At 46.0% G+C, this 19,435-nt stretch carries 13 protein-coding genes and 1 pseudogene; 5 read left to right on the top strand and 9 right to left on the bottom strand.

Annotated elements, in window-relative coordinates; all coding sequences use genetic code 11:
- Window positions 1–32: 32 nt before the first annotated feature.
- Genes BUA49_RS13105 through BUA49_RS13095 form a run of 3 tightly spaced genes read right to left on the bottom strand, consistent with a single transcriptional unit; the run spans window position 33 to window position 4,040 of the window.
- Window positions 33–1,289: a hypothetical protein gene (locus BUA49_RS13105; protein ID WP_072798381.1), complete on the bottom strand. Its 1,257-nt coding sequence runs from the start codon at window positions 1,287–1,289 to the stop codon at window positions 33–35.
- Entirely contained in the window at window positions 1,289–3,391 is a 2,103-nt protein-coding gene (locus BUA49_RS13100; protein ID WP_072798380.1) for a ParB N-terminal domain-containing protein, read from the bottom strand. Before BUA49_RS13100 ends, BUA49_RS13105 begins: the two co-directional genes overlap by 1 nt.
- 13 nt (window positions 3,392–3,404) lie before the next feature.
- Complete coding sequence (locus BUA49_RS13095) at window positions 3,405–4,040, bottom strand: hypothetical protein (RefSeq protein ID WP_072798379.1); 636 nt, start codon at window positions 4,038–4,040, stop codon at window positions 3,405–3,407.
- Between the two features lie 161 nt (window positions 4,041–4,201).
- On the opposite strand from BUA49_RS13095, the gene dndB reads away from it, so the two are divergent.
- From dndB to BUA49_RS18285, 4 genes are read left to right on the top strand one after another with little or no spacing between them, the layout of a single operon-like run.
- Window positions 4,202–5,284: a DNA sulfur modification protein DndB gene (gene dndB / locus BUA49_RS13090; protein WP_072798377.1), complete on the top strand. Its 1,083-nt coding sequence runs from the start codon at window positions 4,202–4,204 to the stop codon at window positions 5,282–5,284.
- On the top strand, window positions 5,281–6,813 hold the full coding sequence (dndC, locus tag BUA49_RS13085) for a DNA phosphorothioation system sulfurtransferase DndC (protein ID WP_072798375.1): 1,533 nt from the start codon (window positions 5,281–5,283) through the stop codon (window positions 6,811–6,813). Before dndB ends, dndC begins: the two co-directional genes overlap by 4 nt.
- Window positions 6,800–8,839 (top strand): DNA sulfur modification protein DndD, encoded by a 2,040-nt coding sequence (gene dndD / locus BUA49_RS13080; protein WP_072798374.1) that lies wholly within the window; start codon window positions 6,800–6,802, stop codon window positions 8,837–8,839. The genes dndC and dndD overlap by 14 nt, the downstream gene beginning before the upstream one ends.
- Window positions 8,811–9,161 (top strand): DndE family protein, encoded by a 351-nt coding sequence (locus BUA49_RS18285; RefSeq protein WP_072798372.1) that lies wholly within the window; start codon window positions 8,811–8,813, stop codon window positions 9,159–9,161. Before dndD ends, BUA49_RS18285 begins: the two co-directional genes overlap by 29 nt.
- 114 nt (window positions 9,162–9,275) lie before the next feature.
- Here the strand turns inward: BUA49_RS18285 and BUA49_RS13070 are convergent, their stop codons facing one another.
- The 6 genes and pseudogenes from BUA49_RS13070 to BUA49_RS13035 all read right to left on the bottom strand — a co-directional run bounded on the left by BUA49_RS13070 (window position 9,276) and on the right by BUA49_RS13035 (window position 18,016).
- A complete protein-coding gene (locus BUA49_RS13070; protein ID WP_072798371.1) occupies window positions 9,276–9,713 on the bottom strand; it encodes a DNA phosphorothioation-associated protein 4 in 438 nt (145 codons plus the stop codon).
- The gene (locus BUA49_RS13065) at window positions 9,706–11,715 is read right to left on the bottom strand and encodes an AAA family ATPase (protein ID WP_072798369.1); all 2,010 of its coding nucleotides are present in this window, start codon (window positions 11,713–11,715) and stop codon (window positions 9,706–9,708) included. Before BUA49_RS13065 ends, BUA49_RS13070 begins: the two co-directional genes overlap by 8 nt.
- 171 nt (window positions 11,716–11,886) lie before the next feature.
- Window positions 11,887–13,962, bottom strand: a complete 2,076-nt coding sequence (locus tag BUA49_RS13060; RefSeq protein ID WP_072798368.1) for a DEAD/DEAH box helicase family protein — start codon at window positions 13,960–13,962, stop codon at window positions 11,887–11,889.
- Between the two features lie 1,345 nt (window positions 13,963–15,307).
- Window positions 15,308–15,445, bottom strand: a pseudogene (locus tag BUA49_RS18060) (sigma factor-like helix-turn-helix DNA-binding protein); the annotation flags it as partial.
- A gap of 1,257 nt (window positions 15,446–16,702) precedes the next feature.
- Window positions 16,703–17,347 carry a metallophosphoesterase gene (locus tag BUA49_RS17545; protein ID WP_084063583.1) on the bottom strand — a complete coding sequence of 215 codons (645 nt, stop codon included), beginning with the start codon at window positions 17,345–17,347 and terminating at the stop codon, window positions 16,703–16,705.
- A gap of 21 nt (window positions 17,348–17,368) precedes the next feature.
- Complete coding sequence (locus BUA49_RS13035) at window positions 17,369–18,016, bottom strand: hypothetical protein (protein ID WP_072798365.1); 648 nt, start codon at window positions 18,014–18,016, stop codon at window positions 17,369–17,371.
- A gap of 191 nt (window positions 18,017–18,207) precedes the next feature.
- Here BUA49_RS13035 and BUA49_RS13030 point away from each other — a divergent pair, with 191 nt between their 5' ends.
- The gene (locus tag BUA49_RS13030; protein ID WP_175547588.1) at window positions 18,208–19,368 is read left to right on the top strand and encodes a PcfJ domain-containing protein; all 1,161 of its coding nucleotides are present in this window, start codon (window positions 18,208–18,210) and stop codon (window positions 19,366–19,368) included.
- Window positions 19,369–19,435: the final 67 nt, after the last annotated feature.

The raw sequence follows: 19,435 nt of genomic DNA, 5'->3' as shown, positions 1-19,435 counted from the left end.
CGGAAACTAAGTAATTTTGTATTTGACATTAATTACGATTGAAAAATTAAAAAATCTTCAGAGATTGACGACGAACTAGCTTGGAAACTATCAAAAAAGTCTGGACATGATAAGTCAGAAAAGGTCTGCTTATACTCTATATATAGATACTCATCGGAAAATTCTTCAATAAGATTTCTGATCTCATTAAAAATGACGTCCAGCTCTGACCGTTCAATATTGAGCACGCCATGAGCAAGTTGACAATGATTTCTTGCAGACAAAATAGTTCTTGCCCTGATAGTCCAGTCTGATAATAGTTTCACGTTACGGATTCGACAATCAATCCGACGCTCAAAAATTTCATCGATAAACTTTCCGCAACCCTCAACTTTACGATTGGAAATATACAAATTTCCATCCGAAGGAGAAAGCACTCCCTGGCCAGAGATCAAGCTTTGGGCTTGAAGCATTAACTCAAAACTTCTAACCATAAATAGTAAAGAAACTGAAGTATTCTTATCGCTTCTACGCGTTAGAGACTCCCTCATAAACCATGCTGCAGTCGAAGCATAAAGCATTGGCCAGTATGCGCTATCATAATTAGGTCGAGTGCTTCCCGATCTAACACGGCATCGGGAACATAGAGTACGAATTCTATCAACGCAAGAGAAGATTTCTTTACCCTTTGCAGGAATCAATTTATTATTTTTAAACAAGGAATTCCACTTTACAAGAATCGACTCTGGAACTCCATAAGCTCTTAATTTACCGTAACTTTGGTAAGGATCACCGTAGACATCAAAATAAATGAAATCAAATTCCTGAAAGACAGGACGTAACGAATTTCTTAAAAGCCTCCCTATATCACCGAACTTTTTTAAATCATCACTACAGCAAATTCGTTTAAATATGTCGTGGGTATGGGAGGATAAATCTTTTAATTTCAATCCCTCTTTTAGTTCACCAATTGATCTCGTAATATCCAAAAGCTCAACGCTTGTATATTCTTGAAATACACCATCATCAAAATAAAAATACCTTTTATCAAGTGCGTCTCCTCTCATCAGAAGATCTAGACTAATCAAAAAAAATTTAGTGCCAAAATCTGTTATTGGAGAGTTAAGCTCCCAAATAGTCTGATAATGATCAATGGCTTCCTTTTGTAAGGAAGCCTCGACCACCTGAAAGTGCCCTTTTCGGAGGATAACATGGGAACCAAAACTATCCGGCCGAGATAGCAAATCCTCAATATAAAGAGGCACCTCATCAATATCAGTAACCGTTGACATGTCGAAGACAATATCCACTACGACTCTTCACCTTCAGTCGCATCTTTTTCATTTTCTATCGGTAACAGATCGCCCTGTATTCCCAGCCGATCTTTCAACTGCTTCTTCGCGTCAACGAAGAAGTTTTCAATATAGTCATCAACAGCAATATCGAAATCTCGAATAAATCCATGCTCTTCCCGCGTTCCTTCTTTGACTTCCCTTTCGTGCGATTTCTGGGTCATCTCTTTAAGCTTCAGGTCTTCCCTTTCCTCTTGGGTCAGTGAATAATCAAACTCGTAACTCTTTCTGAACGCTTTACCTCGCTCTTCTCGGAACCGAGACAACAGGCCTCCTGCCGCAGAAAAACCCCGATCTAGTAAATCAGCAGATAAAGGATTTGGATTATCTAATGAACTAAACCCTCCTTGAACAACTTTGGCACGAATATCTGGATCCAAAAGATGAGCTAAGATCAAATCTCGAAAAGTCAGCTTTGTATCTTCTCTCGCACGAATGCGCCTCTGATCGAAAGCCGTAAACTGTAAATAGCTTTGATCGTGATCAAAAACACTTCTATCACGAAGAAAAATGCTATCAATGAGCGCTATGAAGCCCTTATAGGCATTCACTTGGGCAACTTCATATTTAAGACCGAAACGTATAATTTCCCCAGCAACAGAAAACAAAGCCCTTTGGAAAAGAGCGTACTGGGCAATATCCAACTTTGCCACTTTACGCTTACTTTCGATAGCCAGCACGAACTTGGCCATTCGAGACCTAAAGTCAGGCTCTTCAAGGTTCAGAGGCTTGTATTCCAAAACTGTATGTAGAACAGCTTGAGCTGCAATTCCCGCCTGAGTTTCTTGAGTTTGTTCTTCTTTAAGTTTTTCGATTTCCCCCGAAAAAATATCAAATAACTCTTTAAACGGAACGGATTCAAAATAAAGGGTCTGAAGCAAAGGTACCACGTGAAGCTTTACTCGTTCCTTAATTGCATTTGACTGGGCATAAGAAAAGCTATCCCATTTTATATTAGGATAAAAATCTTCCCTGCTTGCACCTTCAGGAAACAGATCCTCGGAACCCTCAGTGATATCAAGCAAATAATTAACCAACATATTTGGTTTAAAATTCTCTTCCATTCCTTTTTGGATGATTCCGATACTTGTGGATGTGTACTTTTTTGTTATATTAAATGATTCTTTTGCTGATCGCGTGTTCCATTCAATTACAGAAAGACCAGTTCTCCCGACATCCTTCAAAATCGTATCACAAAAAACTCTACAAGATATATCGCCTACGGTTTTATCAGATAGGAGAATGTTAAAGTGCCCCCCAACAACACGCATAGTTGAGTTCACATCAACAAATAGATTACGAAAAACTCTTGGAACCGTAGGGGTCGTCTCATCATTTGTGGTGCCCAAGTGAGAATTCGGTGGGTAGACGATACATAAAGGGACAATCAAATTTTTCACTGAATTTATATTTCTTTTATATAGTTTTTTTAGTGCACTTAGGCGATGCTGGCCGTCGATTACAATCAGCATAACTCCATCACCAAAATTTTCCTCTGTGCGAAGATTCAAAAGTGCCTGTCGGGATTTAATCTTTTGCGACTGTTCATCGACTGTCAAAGATAGCCCATCAGGGCTATCTGTCGTTAACCCATATACCTGGAAATGACCCGACCATTTTACACCCCGATATCCGTCTATTGGAGTCGTCATCTCCTTCGCTCCGTAAAACTTTTCAATTTTATTGTCGCGAACAGGTACTATGGCCGCCAATAATGGAGGAAAAAAAAGTGGTCGCGTACTACCGGGCTGGTCGTCTTGCCGTAAATAAGGGATAATTTCTTTTTCTACACGTTCCTCATCTATATCTCTCTGCATCAGAAGATCAAAATCAATATCGTCCATTTGCACATCGCTCGCAAACTTAAGATATCTATTTGCTTGTGCCATAGGCATCGATGCCATAAAGTATTCAATTGGATATGATTGTGATGAAACAAAACGTCCAAAATTACCTACCAGTTCGAGATCGAAACCCAAATCTGAAGCCTGAACATCTGTAATCCCTTGTTCACTGGGCTCACTATTATTTTCAGAGTTTTTATCGTTAGTATTAGCCATTTCGATCTCCTTTTTATCTAATGCTTAACAGAGGATTGAACATAGTTATAATTTGTCTTTCTAAAAGTTTAATACTCTTTGAGTCTGCGGATGGGACACCTATAGGCGTATAAACGAATATCAAATCATTCCAGCTTATTGAAAAATTTGACAATCTCCCACCAAAAGTTCCAGGTTTATCACTTTCATAATTTGATTTATGCTGGGAGTATCGGTCTCTAAGGCCCTGCTTTATAGTCATGCCGCAGTAAATAGCTTGAGACAGAAGAGTCGCATGACTTGCCATTTCAAGATAGGCCATAAATTCCGAAATTGTTAATGCTTCGATCTCAGCTGGCTGGAAAAATGTATCTGTAAATATAGCTGCCTTACCAATGAACGTTCCCTCATTAGCTCCTGCTGGGCTTAAAAGCTTAAGATTAGCCTCTATCGTCTTGCTCGATTTCAATGAATTGTAATTGTTTAACTTTTTGATTAAAGCTCGCTTGGCCTCTGACGCTCGCTGTTCCGAGATGGGTACGCCAGAATACAACCCTAGCTTGCTTTTTTGAAACGGATTAAATAGGAAACCGTATACGCCTGCTGAGTTAGATATTTGCTCGTCGTCTTCTAGGCCAGCGTGAAAAATATGATTGAAATTGAAGCTCAATTTTCTCTCCGCACCTTTCAAGAAAAAACTTGCACAGCTCTGCACAAACAGGGACCGCGTAAGGGTGAAATTCGGCTGTTAAAATTTCTGGACGTCAATTGAAACCAAAAAAGACTTCCTGTAGGATTTAACTTCCTTTTTGGCGATCATGAGGTAACGAGATGGACACTGATTTTTGTCATAGCTTCCCGGCCGCTCGTGGAATGCAGGCAGGCAGACCCTGTTACGTCGCAATGTGTCCAATGCGCCTAATTCCAAAGATTTTTGTATTCGACGAAGAAGAAGTGCCTGCAGAGCTACGTGCTCAAAGGACACTTAACAGGACTCGAATTCCTGAAATTGTTGAGTACCTTGTAAATAACCCCACCGGGTACACCATCTCGGCAATTACAGCATCTATAGACGGTAAAGTCACGTTTCAGCCAAGCGCCGACACCGGCCCCGGATCCAATCTAGGTGTGCTCTCCGTACCCATGGATGTTCGAATTTTGATCAATGATGGGCAGCATCGTCGAGCAGCCATTGAGCAAGCGATTGCAGAGAGTCCAGAGCTAAGCTATGACAACATTCCGGTCTTATTCTTCATTGACGAAGGGCTGACTCACAGCCAGCAAATGTTCGCTGACCTAAACAAACATGCTGTCCGCCCTAGCGACTCTATTAGTACACTTTATGACCACCGCGATGCAATTTCAGAACTTGCCCGCTCAATGATCAAACGTGTGGAAATCTTTTCAAAGCTTACTGAAATGGAAAAATCAAGCATTTCAAATCGCAGCACGAAGCTGTTTACGTTATCTGCGATCAAGAACTCTACCAAAGCTCTATTACTGAAAGGCAAAGGAGATGGGGTCGACGAGGAGGAAAAGGATTTGGCGGCAGCTTATTGGAATGAAGTAACCTTACATGTCGCCGACTGGCAACTGGCACTCGACAAGAAGGTCGCCACATCAGAACTGCGAGAACAGTACGTCCACGCTCACGGAGTGATGCTTCAGGCCATGGGACAGATAGGTGCAGATCTACTGGTGAAACCCAGAAACCAATGGGCCGGAATATTAAAAGGTTTGAAAGATATCGACTGGGCTCGCGCCAATCCCGACTGGGAGGGTCGTGCGATGCATCACGGTCGGATTTCAAAGGCACGCAGCAGTGTCGTTCGCACAGGCAACTACATCAAACATAAGCTGGGACTACCCTTGACACCCTCTGAACAGGCTTACGAAGAAGGTGAAACGATATGACAACCTCTGAGCACTTTCCTTATGCCGATCACAAAGCGATGATCCGCGAATTTTCGCTTGGTAGTCGACCTTTAGCCGACCTAGTTCGAGAGATTCAACATATTTACTGCTCTGACGATCGTCCCTGGGTAATTGGTTTCAGTGGGGGCAAAGATTCGACCTGTTGCTTGTCACTTATCTACGTTTCACTCCAGCTTCTGCCAGAAGAGAGGCGTCATAAACATATTTATGTGGTGTCTTCAGACACGCTAGTGGAGACACCCGTTGTAGTAGACATGATCAAGAGTGTTATTGGCACCATTAACTCGTCTGCCGTTCGCGACAACCTACCCATTACGGCGCATGCGGTGGTTCCTAAGACAGACCAAACCTTCTGGGTCAACCTGCTTGGAAAAGGCTACCCAGCGCCGAATCAAACCTTCCGTTGGTGTACGGAGCGAATGAAGATAGATCCTGTCAGCGAGTTTATTATGGACAAGGTCGCTCGGTTTGGAGAGGCGGTTGTCGTCCTTGGCTCCCGGAGCCAGGAGAGCAACTCCCGCGCGCAGGTTATCGCAAAGCATAAGGTCGATGGTTCTGCTCTTAGCCGCCATAGCTCTCTACCTAATGCTTATACCTACATGCCTATCGAGAGTTGGTCTGCGGATGAGGTATGGATGTACCTGATGAGCGCGCCCTGCCCTTGGGGAGGCTCAAACCAGCAGCTACTCGAACTCTATAAAGGTTCAAATCAAGGTGAATGTCCATTGGTGATCGATACCAGCACTCCCTCCTGTGGTAATAGCCGCTTTGGATGCTGGACTTGCACCGTGGTAACCGAAGATAAGGCGCTGCACGGTCTAATCGAATCCGGTGACACTTGGATGAGACCGCTCTTGGACTTTCGCAACAAGCTCTACCAGTCTCGCCAAAAAGAGCATTCAGAGGAATATCGGAACTTTCGCCGTCGGACAGGTAGGGTGAGCTATAACAGCGGTGATATAGAGAACCAAGACATTACCGAAGTCCGCCATATCCCTGGCCCCTATTGGCTTTCCGTCAGGAAAACGCTGCTAAAGGAGCTTCTTGAAATAGAGAAGACGATTAATGATGAGGGGCGCGATATAGAGCTTATAACTCGCCCCGAGCTTCACGTGATTCGGCGTGAATGGCTGCGTGACCCCAATGAACCAGACTGGGAAGATTCTCTCCCGCGAATTTACGCAGAGGTTTTTGGTGAAGATCTAGACTGGGTCGAAGACGACGCAGGGGCTTTCACCAAGACTGACTCAGCCGTACTTGAGCAACTATCGAATAGGTATCAAGTTCCCGCTCCTCTTATAAGGAAGCTCCTGGAGGCGGAACTCCAAGTGTCGGGGCTAGGAAACCGCAGAGGAATCCTCCAAAAACTGGAATCCATTCTGCGGCAAGACTGGGACGAACTTGACGCCATCAACGAGCGCAATGCGGAATTCAGGAAACTGGGTAAGCGCCACGTTGATGAAATTCAGGAAGAATTCAAAGAGTTTTTATCTGATGCTAATTCATGAACTGATACTTAATAATTTTCGGGTTTACGCCGGCGAGCATCGATTTGATCTGCGCCCTGATAAACAAGCTGGCAGAAGCAGACCAATCGTTCTCTTTGGCGGACTTAACGGTGCGGGGAAAACCAGCATTCTTAACGCGGTGCGCCTTGTTCTTTATGGAAAGGCCGCCCTGGGGGGCAGCGTTTCCCAACGGCGGTACGATCAATATCTCATGGATTCTATTCATCGTTCCCGTGAGACACACAGAACGGCCAGTACCGCAACTGTTGAAATAAAGTTTTCCTATGCAAAGCTCGGCGTAAAAAGCGAGTTTCATATTGTCAGAATTTGGGAAAGGAAAGGCAAAGGTGTCCATGAAACCTTGCGGATTGAAGAAAATGGCGCCGAAATTAAAGGCCTAGATTACGAGCAAGCCCAGCATTTTCTCAATGAACTTATACCAATAGGGGTTTCTGAGCTTTTCTTCTTCGATGGGGAAAAAATTTCCCAATTAGCAGATGATGCAGGAGGCGCTGGATTAGAAAGCTCTATCAAAAAGTTGCTGGGTCTGGACGTTGTTGAGAGGCTTGCAGGCGATCTCACCGTGCTCAGTCGAAATATAGCGAAGGGTTCCTCTCAGCGCTCGATTGAAGAAGAAATAACTGAGGTCCAAGCTTCGCTTCAGGAGTGCCGCTTTAGAATTGAGAACCTGCGGCAAGAGATTTCTGGCATCTTAATCCGTAAATCAGAGGCGGCAGCAACAGCCGAGCGCCTCACTAAGAACATAAGTGACCGTGGGGGCCATTTCTCCACTTCAAGAGCTGAATTGCACTCTAAGCTCGATGAACTTACTGATGAGCGCGATTTCCTCATATCCAGGATTAGCGCACTGATCAGCGATTGTGCGCCCATGGCAATTTGCAGCGATTTCTGTGAAAGAGTCGAGCACCAGGTGCAAAAAGATCTTAACGAAAGTGCTGACCGAAAGAGCTTTGAACTCCTTGAGAAAAATTTACTAACAATCAAGGCTAGGCTTGAACAAAAAATCCCTGGCGATGTCCAGGCCCTTATCGAGGCAGAGGTTAATTCACTGCTCAATGAGGCAAAGCCTTTGAGCAATGGCGAAGAAGCTCTCATCCACGACCTGACAGCCTCACAAGCCGGGAAAATACTGTCTACCTTCGAGTCAGGCAGAAGCCAGGGCCAGGATGCTAGCAAATATTTTGAGGAGCTCGAACGCGTTGAGGTAGCTATTGACGAAATCGGTGCTTCATTAACCAGAGCCCCGGATGACATCCTCATACAATCCGATTTTGAAAATCTCCAAGAAATAAAGCAAACGATCGGAAAATTCGAAGGGCACATCGAATCACTGAAGGCTGATGCTAGAAAGCAAGCACAGACTGCCGTGGAGTGCGCGCGGCGTCTAGATAAACTCTTTGATGAGGCAGCGAAACATAGCGACCAACAAAGAGTTCTCAGTTACATAAGCAATGCTAATGGAATGCTTGAAGAATTTGTCGATCGTTCAGCTACGGATAAAATCAGGGATCTTGAAGTTCAGTTCACCGAATGTTTTGCCAAACTGGCCCGCAAGGACGACTTAGCCCTGACCGTTAGTATTGATCCAAAAAGCTTCCACGTTGCGCTGAGGAACGCAGGTGGGCGCGAGGTTGGCAGAGATGAGCTTTCCGCTGGCGAAAAACAGATCTTTGCAATATCAATGCTGGAAGCATTGGCCAAGACTTCAGGCCGTCAATTACCAATGATCGTCGACACACCTCTGGGACGTCTGGACTCTAAACACCGCACAAAACTCGTAGAAGGCTACTTTCCCCTAGCCAGCCATCAAATGATCATTCTCTCGACAGATACCGAAGTCGATGAATCCTTCTATTCACAGCTTGAGCCAGACATTTCACGAGCATTCCGGTTGGACTATGACCCTCATCAAGGCGCGACTAAAGTAGAGACCGGCTATTTTTGGCAAAAAACCAATCATAAAGGAGTTGGCTCTTATGTTCCCGACACGCTTACAACTGAATAAAAAAACCTGGGACCGGCTACAATACCTGCAAACCAGGACCAAATTGACACCAAACGTGACGGCAAGACTGGCAATTACTCTTGCTCTCCGTGATATACGAACCGCTACAATCAACATAAAAAAGCCTGAACAGGTTCACGTAATCAATCGTGACACTCTATTTGGCGAACATGAGGACGCCTACGCGGCTATGATCAAGCAATTTTGCTCGGAGCAAGAGGTGACTGCTGACATAAACGACGTCGTAAGATCTTTGATCGATAATGGTCTACATAAAATCGGCCACCTTAAGACATTTTCAGATTTGCGAACGGTGTTCTAAGTTATTGCCATAAACCGGGGGGACACCCCGGACGCACCGTGCTTGTCTGGCTGCGGTGCGAACGAGCAATTATTACGTAATCAGCTCCAGACGGTCGACCATCCCAAGTTCTAGCTAGGCACCCAGCGCCGTAATATCATCAATGATAGTGTGTTTAGCCTCTTCATCTAAGATCAAACGAATAAGTTCGCCCTGGGCATCAAGCCCGGGGTCGATAATGGTATTTTTAATAATCTCGAGCCCCCCACACGCGTACTCCTCAAAGAGTTTGATCTTCGCGTCAAACTTCTCACCCTCCGGCTCTAGGTACCCAGAGTCCTTATGCTCGAAAAGTGCCAGGATATTCATAAAAGCTTCGTCGTATTCACCACGAAAAACCGACAAGGGAATGGGTTCGCTCGACTTGTCGAACTCGACCGACTTCCCTCTGGAAAAACCAAGTGCCGCGGCAAACACCAAGGCATCCTTATATGAGGCAAAGATTCCGACATCGTCTTTTAGGAAGTTTAGGGTATCGGTATGTTTTGCAGGCTTCCTGACTCGATCAACCATAAAATCCTTCCTCCAAGTTTGTGTACTCGAACTTCTCATCACCATCTTTGTCAGGTTTATGGTATTTAAGCGTGTATTGCTTACCCAGGCGTTTTGAAAGCTCGTTCTCTACCTCACCGCGCCATTGCGATTTCGACACCATAACAATGACTTGGTCAGCCAAGGCGGGGATAAATGACGCAACTTTCTCACGATACTCCGGGTCTAACGCACCAAACGGTGAGTCCATAACGATTGGATAAACCCCGCCTTTCTGGAAAATGCCGGGATTATTCGCTTTTTCCTTGGCGCTGTTAACAATGCTACTGATAAAGCACAGACTCGTTACTTGATTCTCGCCAGTAGATTTCTCCAGAACTGGCTGCTTACCATGCCCTTCAATATTTTTAAAGATTTTTAGGGTAAAGTCCTCGTCTATTTCCGCCCAATAGTCTTTTCTCATTATTTTCTGGAAGGTTCCATCGACTTTTTCCGACAGATCTGTGCGGACTTGATGCGCCATTGCCTCGTGCAACTCAGAAATGGTATCTGCCACTTCCTTGGCCAGCTGTTTTCTTCTCTGGCTTAAATCAGCCTGATTAGTTTTGGCAAGCTCTTTTTCTATTTCTTTTTCCTTTTCTTTGGCCTCGTCTTCCCATTCAGATTTTTGATGCTGACCTACTGCGCAATTATCATTAAATTCCTTGCGATTTTCCTTTAACTTCACCCGCCGACTCTCTAACTCGGATGAATCACCAACACCAAGTATTTCCTCTCCCAATTCGTCAATACGGCCAAGCAGATGCTTTCGTCGATCGGCAAGATCTTTTAGTTTGTTAATGGACTCATGAATACTTAAGAACAATGCCTCTCGCTCGGACTGCAAATGGGACATGACCCCGAAAAGGGCCATAAACTGTTCTTCCACACCATTGTCCTGAATCGTCGTTTTGTAAGACTCCAAGGTCTTTACACAGTCACTACCTGGCTCCAGAGGTTGTCCACAAATGCATTTACCAAGCTCGATAAGGTCATCAATAAAGGTTGATTTCACCTTGCTTGGCATCTCCCCCCTTATCCTCATTTCATCCAGATAGTCCTTGACATCGTTCAGTTGGGCATCAATGAACGCCAAGAAACCCCGTTCTGATACATTCTTTTTGAGGGAGAACGATTCTGCGGCTTTATCCTTGTTGATTTGCTCAATCTGCGCCTCTAGCTCTCTTCTCAACTTCTGCTTTTCAGCAATAGCCTTGATAGAGTCCAAACGCTTATCAATTTCTTCTATATCTAACTCAATTTCACTGTGGTTCTTTTTCCAACCTTTTAGCTGCTCTTCTTTTTCTTGGATTCGATCCGTCAACAATGAATGCTGGTCGTAAAGAGCTGCCAGATTGCCGGAGGAACTCTCTTTGGCCTCTTTGTTGAAATGCCGCACTACCGAGCTCTTTAATTGCCTTTCGGCACGATCAAGAATATTCAGCCCCATCAAGCCCTTAATGGCTTCTCTGATCTGTGTTGACGCACTGTTGTAGGCGAGCTTTTCAATTCTTTCCCCGTTAAAGAAAAAATAACCATGCATATCTTCCGGCAAAATCTGGTTAAGCTGGCTTCCAGGATTGGAGGAACGATGGGAGAGACCCGCTGAATCAATGTAGCTAAGCGATAACATGGATTGACCTAATGATTCCGCGTGCAAGCCGTTGCCTTTGGTAAACTTATGCTCCCGATGGGCGGTATAGGTTGCCCCGTCGTCGTCAAACTCGAGCGTCACAGACATAACGATCGTACTGTTCGGAGAAGCTTCCGCAATGGCCTTTTCACTGAGCAGGTTTTCATTGTTAGTATCGAAGTCGGTGGTCCCGTATAACGCCCATTTAAAGGCGTTTAGCAGGGATGTTTTGCCGGCACCGTTTTCTCCGTGAATGACTGTGACACTCGCCTTTTCGTCGGTTGAGAAGCTGATCGACACTTCGCCGAAGAACTGCCGAAAGTTTCTAATCGTCAGTGTTTTTATTTTCATGTCTTAACTTCGTCCTTAATCACCTTGATGATTCTTTCGCAGAAGTCTCGCTCCATGTCCGTTGGAAGAACACGGTAGTGCTTACCTTCTTGTTGAATTTTAAGGACTTTATTTATGACTGACTGTGCCTCTGGGGAGGCTGACTGAATAACTTCAGATGGAGTCTTCATTCTAAACACCTAATAGTTTGAGTTTCTTTCTTATCTCTCTAAGCACCGACAAAGTGTCTCCATAATTTTCTGAAATTTCGGCAAATTCATTAACTCTCTCAAGCTCCTTCTCAACCATACTTTTTTCTATTTTGAACGTTTCCGCGTCCTCCCCTAGCTTGTTCAAAGGAGGAATAGCGATGAAATCGTAGATCGAAGCTATGCCCTTGCCTTGATATTGCCTTAGAACCCTTCCTCTTCGCTGTATGAATTGACGAGGGTTGGTCGATGACGCCACGATGTATGCTGTTTTTGTTTGAGGAATGTCCACGCCTTCATCAAGACACTTAATGGCCACGATCCCCTCAATGTCACCCGACTTAAAGTTTTCCAAAATCTCGGACCTTTGCTCTTTGCTTTCCTCGGCCGTGAACTTGGCGACTTTCCAGTCACATTCCCTTCCAGCAAGGCGCACGATCTTATCGATATCCTTTTCACCATCAGTGATAGCCTCGCTTGAGTAGATAAGCGTATGCTTTCTATCTTGATTCTCGTCCAACAGCTTTTTTAATTGTCTTTTTTTGCCTCTACTGCTTCCCGTGAGCTTGGCCCTCTTAATAAGCTCCAATTTTAAGCTCGTAGAAAAATCGTCTGAGTCGCTCATAGCCATCAGCCGAGCAATTTTTTTGCTTAACAGCACGTATTCTTCAAGTTCGTCTTGGTCCAATTCGCATACGACGGGATAGTAGTTGTACCTACACAAAAATCCGGCTTGGATGGCGTCCTTGATATCGAAATTAATCACAGGTTCGCCAAAATAATCAAAGATTGCTTTGGTGCCGAATGGGTCATTGTGTCGTATGGGCGTCGCCGACAAGCCGATTCTAAATCGCGCATGGTGGGGCAACTTCTGGACGATATTTTCTGCGCCCATGTTATGCACTTCATCAGACACGAGCAGTAAGTTAGATCTAACACCGTCAAGAAAAGATTGAAACTCGCGGTTGCTGAAGGTGGCATTAACCACAATCGCCAATAGATAGTCCCTTTCTCCAGACAGCAGCTGGTTGTAGCTGGACTGCAAGTCATCCAACCACTTACCTTTGCCCCCATAGCATTTAATCGCTTCATAACCGAAGAATTCCGTTTCGTCCGCCCACTGCTCACCTAAATGGACGTAGGGGACAGTGATGACAATGACGAGGTTGGATTCTTTACTGTTTATGAACTGCAACAATCTAGTGGCAGCCGTCAGGGCGGTGATTGTCTTGCCCGACCCGGTGGCCATGCAGAAAAGCCCTTGCCCATTATGGGAAAACCAGCTCTTGATGGCTTGCTCCTGGTACCCCCGAATTTTGCCTTCCTCATCCTGGATGGCGCTGGGTACCGCCGGGGAGCTGGATGGCAGGCTGTAGGGCCGAGTGCCAGAGGCAGCGTAGGCTTTGATTTTTTCCAGGGTTTTCAGTGATGGCCCAACGACGAGTAAATTTGGATCTTTGTTCTGCCAGATACTCTCAAACTCCTGCTTCTTCAACGCGCAGCGTTGGCGCCCTTCCTCACTGGACCACGATCGAAAAATCTCAATGGTTTCCCAATTTGAAGAAGCTCTTGAAGTAAGATTGTACGAACCGCTAAAGGCGATTTCATTACCCGCCTCATCTGAAAAAATGCCATTCTTGGCATGATAGATACCGCTAAGCTTATTGATGGGCAACGCAATTCTAAGCTCTACGATGCCGTCGCGAATCAGCCAGGCCAGCACCAAGCGGGCGTTCTCTTTGAGTGCAGAAAAAACATCATCAACATCTTCTTCAAAAATGCGTTTCGCTTGAAACTCCTTATCGGCCACTGCCTTGGGATTTACGATGGAGTCTAGGTCCTTTTCGTGCAATTCGTGTCCGACGACCCACCGTGCCTTCCCCCGGGATTTAGCAAATCGAGATATTCCATGGGCGGTGTCTGCAATCCATCCGGATGTAAAGTATCCAACGCCGACATCATAAGTTGCTGCGCAATTGAGTACGGGGTCGAAAAATAGAACGTTTGGATCTTCTGAGGAGGTATTGATCGAAAGCGGAAGGTCGATATCTTTAAACATTGAGATCGAACTCATTTACCAAGGCATCAAGAATTCCGGTATCAATCGATCGATCTTCCGTGTAATTCCGGTAATCCAGTTGCGAAAACGTCATGGGCTCGCCTGTCGCATAATAGCTTTCGATCTTGGCGTCAGTCCCAAAAAAGCCAACATAATCACCGTCCCGCTTTGTTTCCGGATCCTTCCACACAACGGAAAGAATCGTTCCAATCCCGTAATTGACGCCTGTTGACCTAATGCGATTATAAACAGACGACAACGCAACCATTTTTCTGTACGCGGCCATTCTGATGGCGATTTGAAGCTTTCGGATATCTGAGGCGTCGTTGAACACTCTTTCTGCCACATCCCATTTTCTTTGTTCAGATGTCAAGAAAATCTCATCAGAAGCAATCAAGGTATTCCTTACAGATCCATTGGTTAACTCGCCTCTGGTTGGGCGAAGCAAGACAATGACCTCGGAGGTAGAAACCGGTCCATGCTTTTCCACCAATTCTTCGACTTCCGTTTCAAGCGGCAGATGATCCCCAAAGCAGGCCAGACCAACCATAAACCCTCTTTTGGTCTGATATCTTTCGTCGTCCTGAAGGACCCCAAGCATCAGATGATAGTTAAAATATGGCTCTTTTCGTCTCAAATCTGGCCTTATTCGGCAGATATTTTCGAAAATTATTCTTGAACTTAAGTAACGACCTGCACCTTGTATGACCTCGTATGCTTCGTCTCTTACGCTATCGATGTCTTCGGAACTCAGCCTCAAATGCGAATATAAAGCATAGGTTCCCGGCGCCACAATTAACCCGTCCGACAGCCTGCCTAAAGTTGCTGCTAGCGTGTGTTCGGCTATGTCTTCCTTAAAAATAGTTTTGTAGAGCCTTGTTGCTTCGCTGGTATGGATTGGCTGACCAGCAATGGCCAAAACAATTCGGGCGCGCTCCGATGCGGAGCTAATGACTAATTCAATCTCTCCATCACCGCTCATGGAGAATTTTTTATGATTCACAAATAAAAAATATCGTGAGATTTGGCTGTTGACGCCATCTATTCCCTGAACGGTTACTTTGCCACCGCACCCCGCCTGAATATAGATAGACTCTTCAATTTTATCGAATATTTTCTCTTGACGCCCTTTGAAATCGCTGCTGATAATGTACTCACCGTCTCTTGAAAGCCATGATTCATCGCTTTCAGGTACGAAAAGATTTAATGCAACTTCAAGCTTTTGTTTTGAAATTCCGTACAAGTTCTTGATTAAATCAATAGATAAAACACCTTTTGATGCTTTAACATATTTTTCTAAGTTTTCAGATAGGTGTAAAAGCCCTACTCGATTAGCCTTTATATATTTCGTTAGGGCCTTCGACTCTATTTGTCGGATCCTCTCTCTGGTAACACCAAGTTCCTTCCCCAGCTGCTCAAGAGTCAGCTTATCGGTACCAAATCGTGACAGCAGAACTTTTGATTCCTTTTCATTGAGACCAGAAAAGTCGTTTGCAAAATATTCTTCGTGACTAAATTTTTGATTATTCTTGCTCGACAAAAATCTATAAAAATTCATGATTAAAGACGCGAGCTGTGGTGACAGCTTTTCATCCTTAATTAATGTTCTAGAGATTTCATCCAGCTCACCACCGCTCGATGCTAATACTTCGGAGAGCGGAGTGTCGGTATATTCTTGATCAATTATCTTGAGAAGTTTCTCTTCGCTCTTCGAGCGGCCGGGCGTCTTTCTTACAATCTCCGCCACGGTGATGTCGCCATAGCGCTCTTTTTCAAGGAGGCGTAGATAGTCAGACGCCCAGTCAACCGTATTCGACTGAGGATGAACTCCTGCTTTATCCCCCATCTGGGAATCAATGCCTTTAGCCGAGTCGGGGGACATGGTGCTCAAAAGGTCTAAAAATTCTTCGACAGATTTCCGGCCCAGGTTTTGTACTCGATGCAGTTCACTCTTCAGTACATGAACGCTCTTGCCGTCTAGGTCTCCCAACGTCTCGGCACGGAATTCATGCCGTTCAATCGAGCTAGTTAACGCATTTTCCAATCTCACACTGCAATTAATCGACCTAATAAATGTGACAATACTAACGCTCTTAAGTGCATCGGGTATGGAGAGCTCAGCTGAAGCGGGTGAGGTAGTTTCAGGTAGGTCCTGACTATATTTGTCAAGCAAGCCGATCAGTTCGTTTATCGTTTTCTGGCCAATACTTGGGAGTCTGTGAAGGCGCTGAATCGTCTCATCTTTCGTCTTACTGTACTCTAACACTGTATCGCAGGGCATATCGCCTCGTTGATAGGCCCTGTTCAAAGCATTGCGCAGCCTGTTGCTGACAGGCTCGAACTCTAAAATGTCTAAAATATTGTAGTCTGTCACGGCGCTCACGCTCTTAATATTCCCTCTTTCCAATACCACTAGATGCCAAATGCAGTGTTACCATTTCTACGGAGACTTTTGATAACAGCAACCATGCCTAATCCAATTCAAAGCACCTGTTACCGATAGCGCGCTCATCACCTTTCTATACCTCAGGAGCTGCCCCCCCAATAGAGACCATCGGAAGCTTTCACATCGGTCTTGTGGCCAACAAACAATGTTTCGCTAACTCCCTGGACAATGAGGATCATCACTCCGCTCATTACTTGACCGTAGCTAATCAACCCTGCAACCTGAACCTCACATTCCCATCTGCGAACACCACCAAGCAATTTTTCAATGTGGGCCTTGAATCTGCCCAAATGCCTAATTTTGATATGCTACAGCAGCGGTTTCTCCGAAACTGCCTAACCTTATAACCGCTAGGGTTGTAAGCAGCAATTTGGATACTGTCAATTCGTGTAAAAGCATCAGAAAATCAAATTTTAAAGCCCTGATTTTGAGCATTTTTACCCAGGAAGATTTATCTTTCTTTAAGATAGATTCACCGACAACACTGCAATCCAAGCACGCGATATGGTCGCTGAGAGGCACAGGCTCTCCACTCATCCAATAATGACCAACAGGCAGGGTTTTAAACCATTCAACCATGCTCTGGTGAAGATCACTTCCCTCACTTACTTGATCCAGAAACGCTTGATGCTGATCCTGATTCTTGTCTGTATGGGAGCGAAGGTAATCACCAGGATTTTTCGGGTCTGGAGTGGCCCAGGCAACGGCGTTAAATTCATGGTTGCCCATTACGGCCAGTGCGTTGTCGCTCTCGACCATGCTGCGGGCAATCTGAACGGTTTCTACCTGCTCAGGACCGCGGTCTACAAAGTCGCCCAGGAAGATAACTTTGCGCTCGGGATGCTGCCAAATGCCATTGATTTCCTGGTAGTCCATTTTGGCCAACAGGGCTTTGAGTTCACTGGCATAGCCGCGGATATCGCCTATCAGGTCATACATCGATACTTCTTCCCTCATCGATTATTGCGGGGCTTCGCGAGTTTCCGGTGAGATCACATCCAACGCCATAATTGCTTTGGCTTGGCTGGGCACTGGTCCCGCACGGTTTCCAATCACTTCACCGTTGCGCGCTAACAGATAGGCTGCTTCTTTTTTATAATAGAACCAATACTGCTTGATCTCTCCCCAGATTCCAAGGGTTCCGCCGGTTTCGAAGACATGTTCCCGAACCATGCACTGGGCACGACCCAATTGTCTGTCCAGCGGCAGTCGCCAAAAACCTTTTGCAAAATTCAAATACCTTTGATGCTCACAGGCTGCCAGCGCAAACAGGGGCTGGCCTTTACGCGTGAACCCAGTATCAACCCAGAGGCAAGGATGAAAGGCCGCCTTCTCCTCTGCGAGCCGCTTTGTCACACGAGTGATGCGCTGATCCGTCAACGCCATGTCCATCCCAAGCACCACACACAGGGCTCTCAGAAAGCCTTCACTGCTGAACTTGAAGTCGTAGCCTCCGTCATTCAGGCCAAATTCATGGCTTTCCAATACGTTCTGGAGGCGCTCGAGGTTGGCAGAGGTCGGTTTTAGATACCCCATAGCCTTGAGAACTTCTGCGAGAGAAATGGCGGCTACGCGTACCACCAGATCGGTTTTGAAGTTATCAATCATGGGGTCAGCTTGGAACAGGGCTTTGGAGATTTGTTGTGGTGTGAGATTTGCGCTCCTACGGCCCTCCTGTTGGGTACGAGTATTATGCAATGAGAAAGCGACACCATCTGTCGCAATAAACTTATATGATCTCAACCAGTGAACGCATGGTGAGAAAACCTAATTTCGCGCCACAGAGCCTGGGAGAACTCATGACTGAGTCGGCACTAAAAAATTCAGCTCCTTCAGAAAACCAGGTGGTGTTCGATCTCAGCGCCATCCTTAATTACCCCATTCAGTTGGTTGTCCAGAGCTGGCAATCTGCCAAGCCACTGCGTTGGTTCAGCAGGAATGGTGATGGCATCGTGGCTGAGGGTCGCTTTCTGGAAGCTCCAGGCCTGCCGTTGTTCACGCTCGAAGATGACACGGGAAGGCGGGTTTCAGACGGCATACCCGAAGACATACTGGCCGTAACCCGCTTAATGCCGGCGATGGACTTCGAACTTGCACAGGCCTGCGCGGCGTCGGAAGCTGCTCGCGAGCTGGCAGAAAGCTCTCCGCTTCTGTTCATTCTTCTGGTGAACCATGCACGCAGCCAGCCACTCACCCCTGAAGAGTTTGAGCAATTGTTAGCGTTAAAGCGCACGGCCATTCTTGAGCGGATCGAATTGCCGGCCAGAAAATCCCTGGTTCGCCTGGTTAACCGGATGGAACTCTCCCCTCTGCTCCCCTGGGAGCTTGAAGATGTCACCCGATCATTGGCTCAGCATGAGTTTCTTGCTTTGCTCAGGCACCACCCGAACCTGCACCTGAACCACCTACGTTTTTTGCTCCGCCAAGGACAACCGCTTTGGCCGGGCATGCTGTGCCTGGTCGATAAACACTCGTCTGCTTTGGACATTACCTGGCTATGCCGAATGATTCGCGACACGCTGAATATGGCAGCGGGCAACTTACAGAGGCTGCAGCGAGTGAGTTCAAGGCGGGAACTGCAAGAGCTTCATGATCAGTTGGTTGAACGTTTTAACAGCATGGGCTCTGAAGCCAAGCGTGCCGCCCATGCCGCCGCACTTACGCAGGAGCACGGAGATTATCCGGCACCGCCCATACCTGCCATCGACGGCATCGAGCCTCTGGCTTCGTGGCTGGAATTGTTGGACGAGGGTTCGTCTATGCACCACTGCGTGGGGAGCTACGATACGTTTGTTGCGCTTGGCGAGGTATTTATTTACCGCATGATGGAGCCAGAACGACTGACCATTTCACTGGAGCACCGGAACAATACCTGGGTTATTGGCGAAGTGCGGGGAATCCGAAACGCCAACCCTTCGCCCGCGGCATTGGATTTTGTTCGGCGCTGGGTTGAACGCTAATGGCTGTCAACAATTTCAACAATTAACCGCTCGTACCATGGTCAGAACTCCACAGTAAAACCGAAAT

The organism is Marinobacter antarcticus (assembly GCF_900142385.1).
Lineage (GTDB): Bacteria > Pseudomonadota > Gammaproteobacteria > Pseudomonadales > Oleiphilaceae > Marinobacter > Marinobacter antarcticus.
Note: the sequence above shows the minus strand (reverse complement) of the source record. Positions and strands in the feature narration are given on the sequence as shown.

Excerpts from the sequence above, each read along its gene's own strand:
- BUA49_RS13035 (WP_072798365.1), bottom strand. The coding sequence starts at position 18,016 with ATGATTGATAACTTCAAAACCGATCTGGTGGTACGCGTAGCCGCCATT.
- dndC (WP_072798375.1), top strand. The coding sequence starts at position 5,281 with ATGACAACCTCTGAGCACTTTCCTTATGCCGATCACAAAGCGATGATC.
- BUA49_RS13100 (WP_072798380.1), bottom strand. The coding sequence starts at position 3,391 with ATGGCTAATACTAACGATAAAAACTCTGAAAATAATAGTGAGCCCAGT.
- dndB (WP_072798377.1), top strand. The coding sequence starts at position 4,202 with ATGGACACTGATTTTTGTCATAGCTTCCCGGCCGCTCGTGGAATGCAG.
- BUA49_RS13070 (WP_072798371.1), bottom strand. The coding sequence starts at position 9,713 with ATGGTTGATCGAGTCAGGAAGCCTGCAAAACATACCGATACCCTAAAC.
- BUA49_RS13030 (WP_175547588.1), top strand. The coding sequence starts at position 18,208 with ATGACTGAGTCGGCACTAAAAAATTCAGCTCCTTCAGAAAACCAGGTG.
- BUA49_RS13060 (WP_072798368.1), bottom strand. The coding sequence starts at position 13,962 with ATGTTTAAAGATATCGACCTTCCGCTTTCGATCAATACCTCCTCAGAA.
- BUA49_RS18285 (WP_072798372.1), top strand. The coding sequence starts at position 8,811 with ATGTTCCCGACACGCTTACAACTGAATAAAAAAACCTGGGACCGGCTA.
- BUA49_RS13065 (WP_072798369.1), bottom strand. The coding sequence starts at position 11,715 with ATGAAAATAAAAACACTGACGATTAGAAACTTTCGGCAGTTCTTCGGC.
- BUA49_RS17545 (WP_084063583.1), bottom strand. The coding sequence starts at position 17,347 with ATGTATGACCTGATAGGCGATATCCGCGGCTATGCCAGTGAACTCAAA.
- dndD (WP_072798374.1), top strand. The coding sequence starts at position 6,800 with ATGCTAATTCATGAACTGATACTTAATAATTTTCGGGTTTACGCCGGC.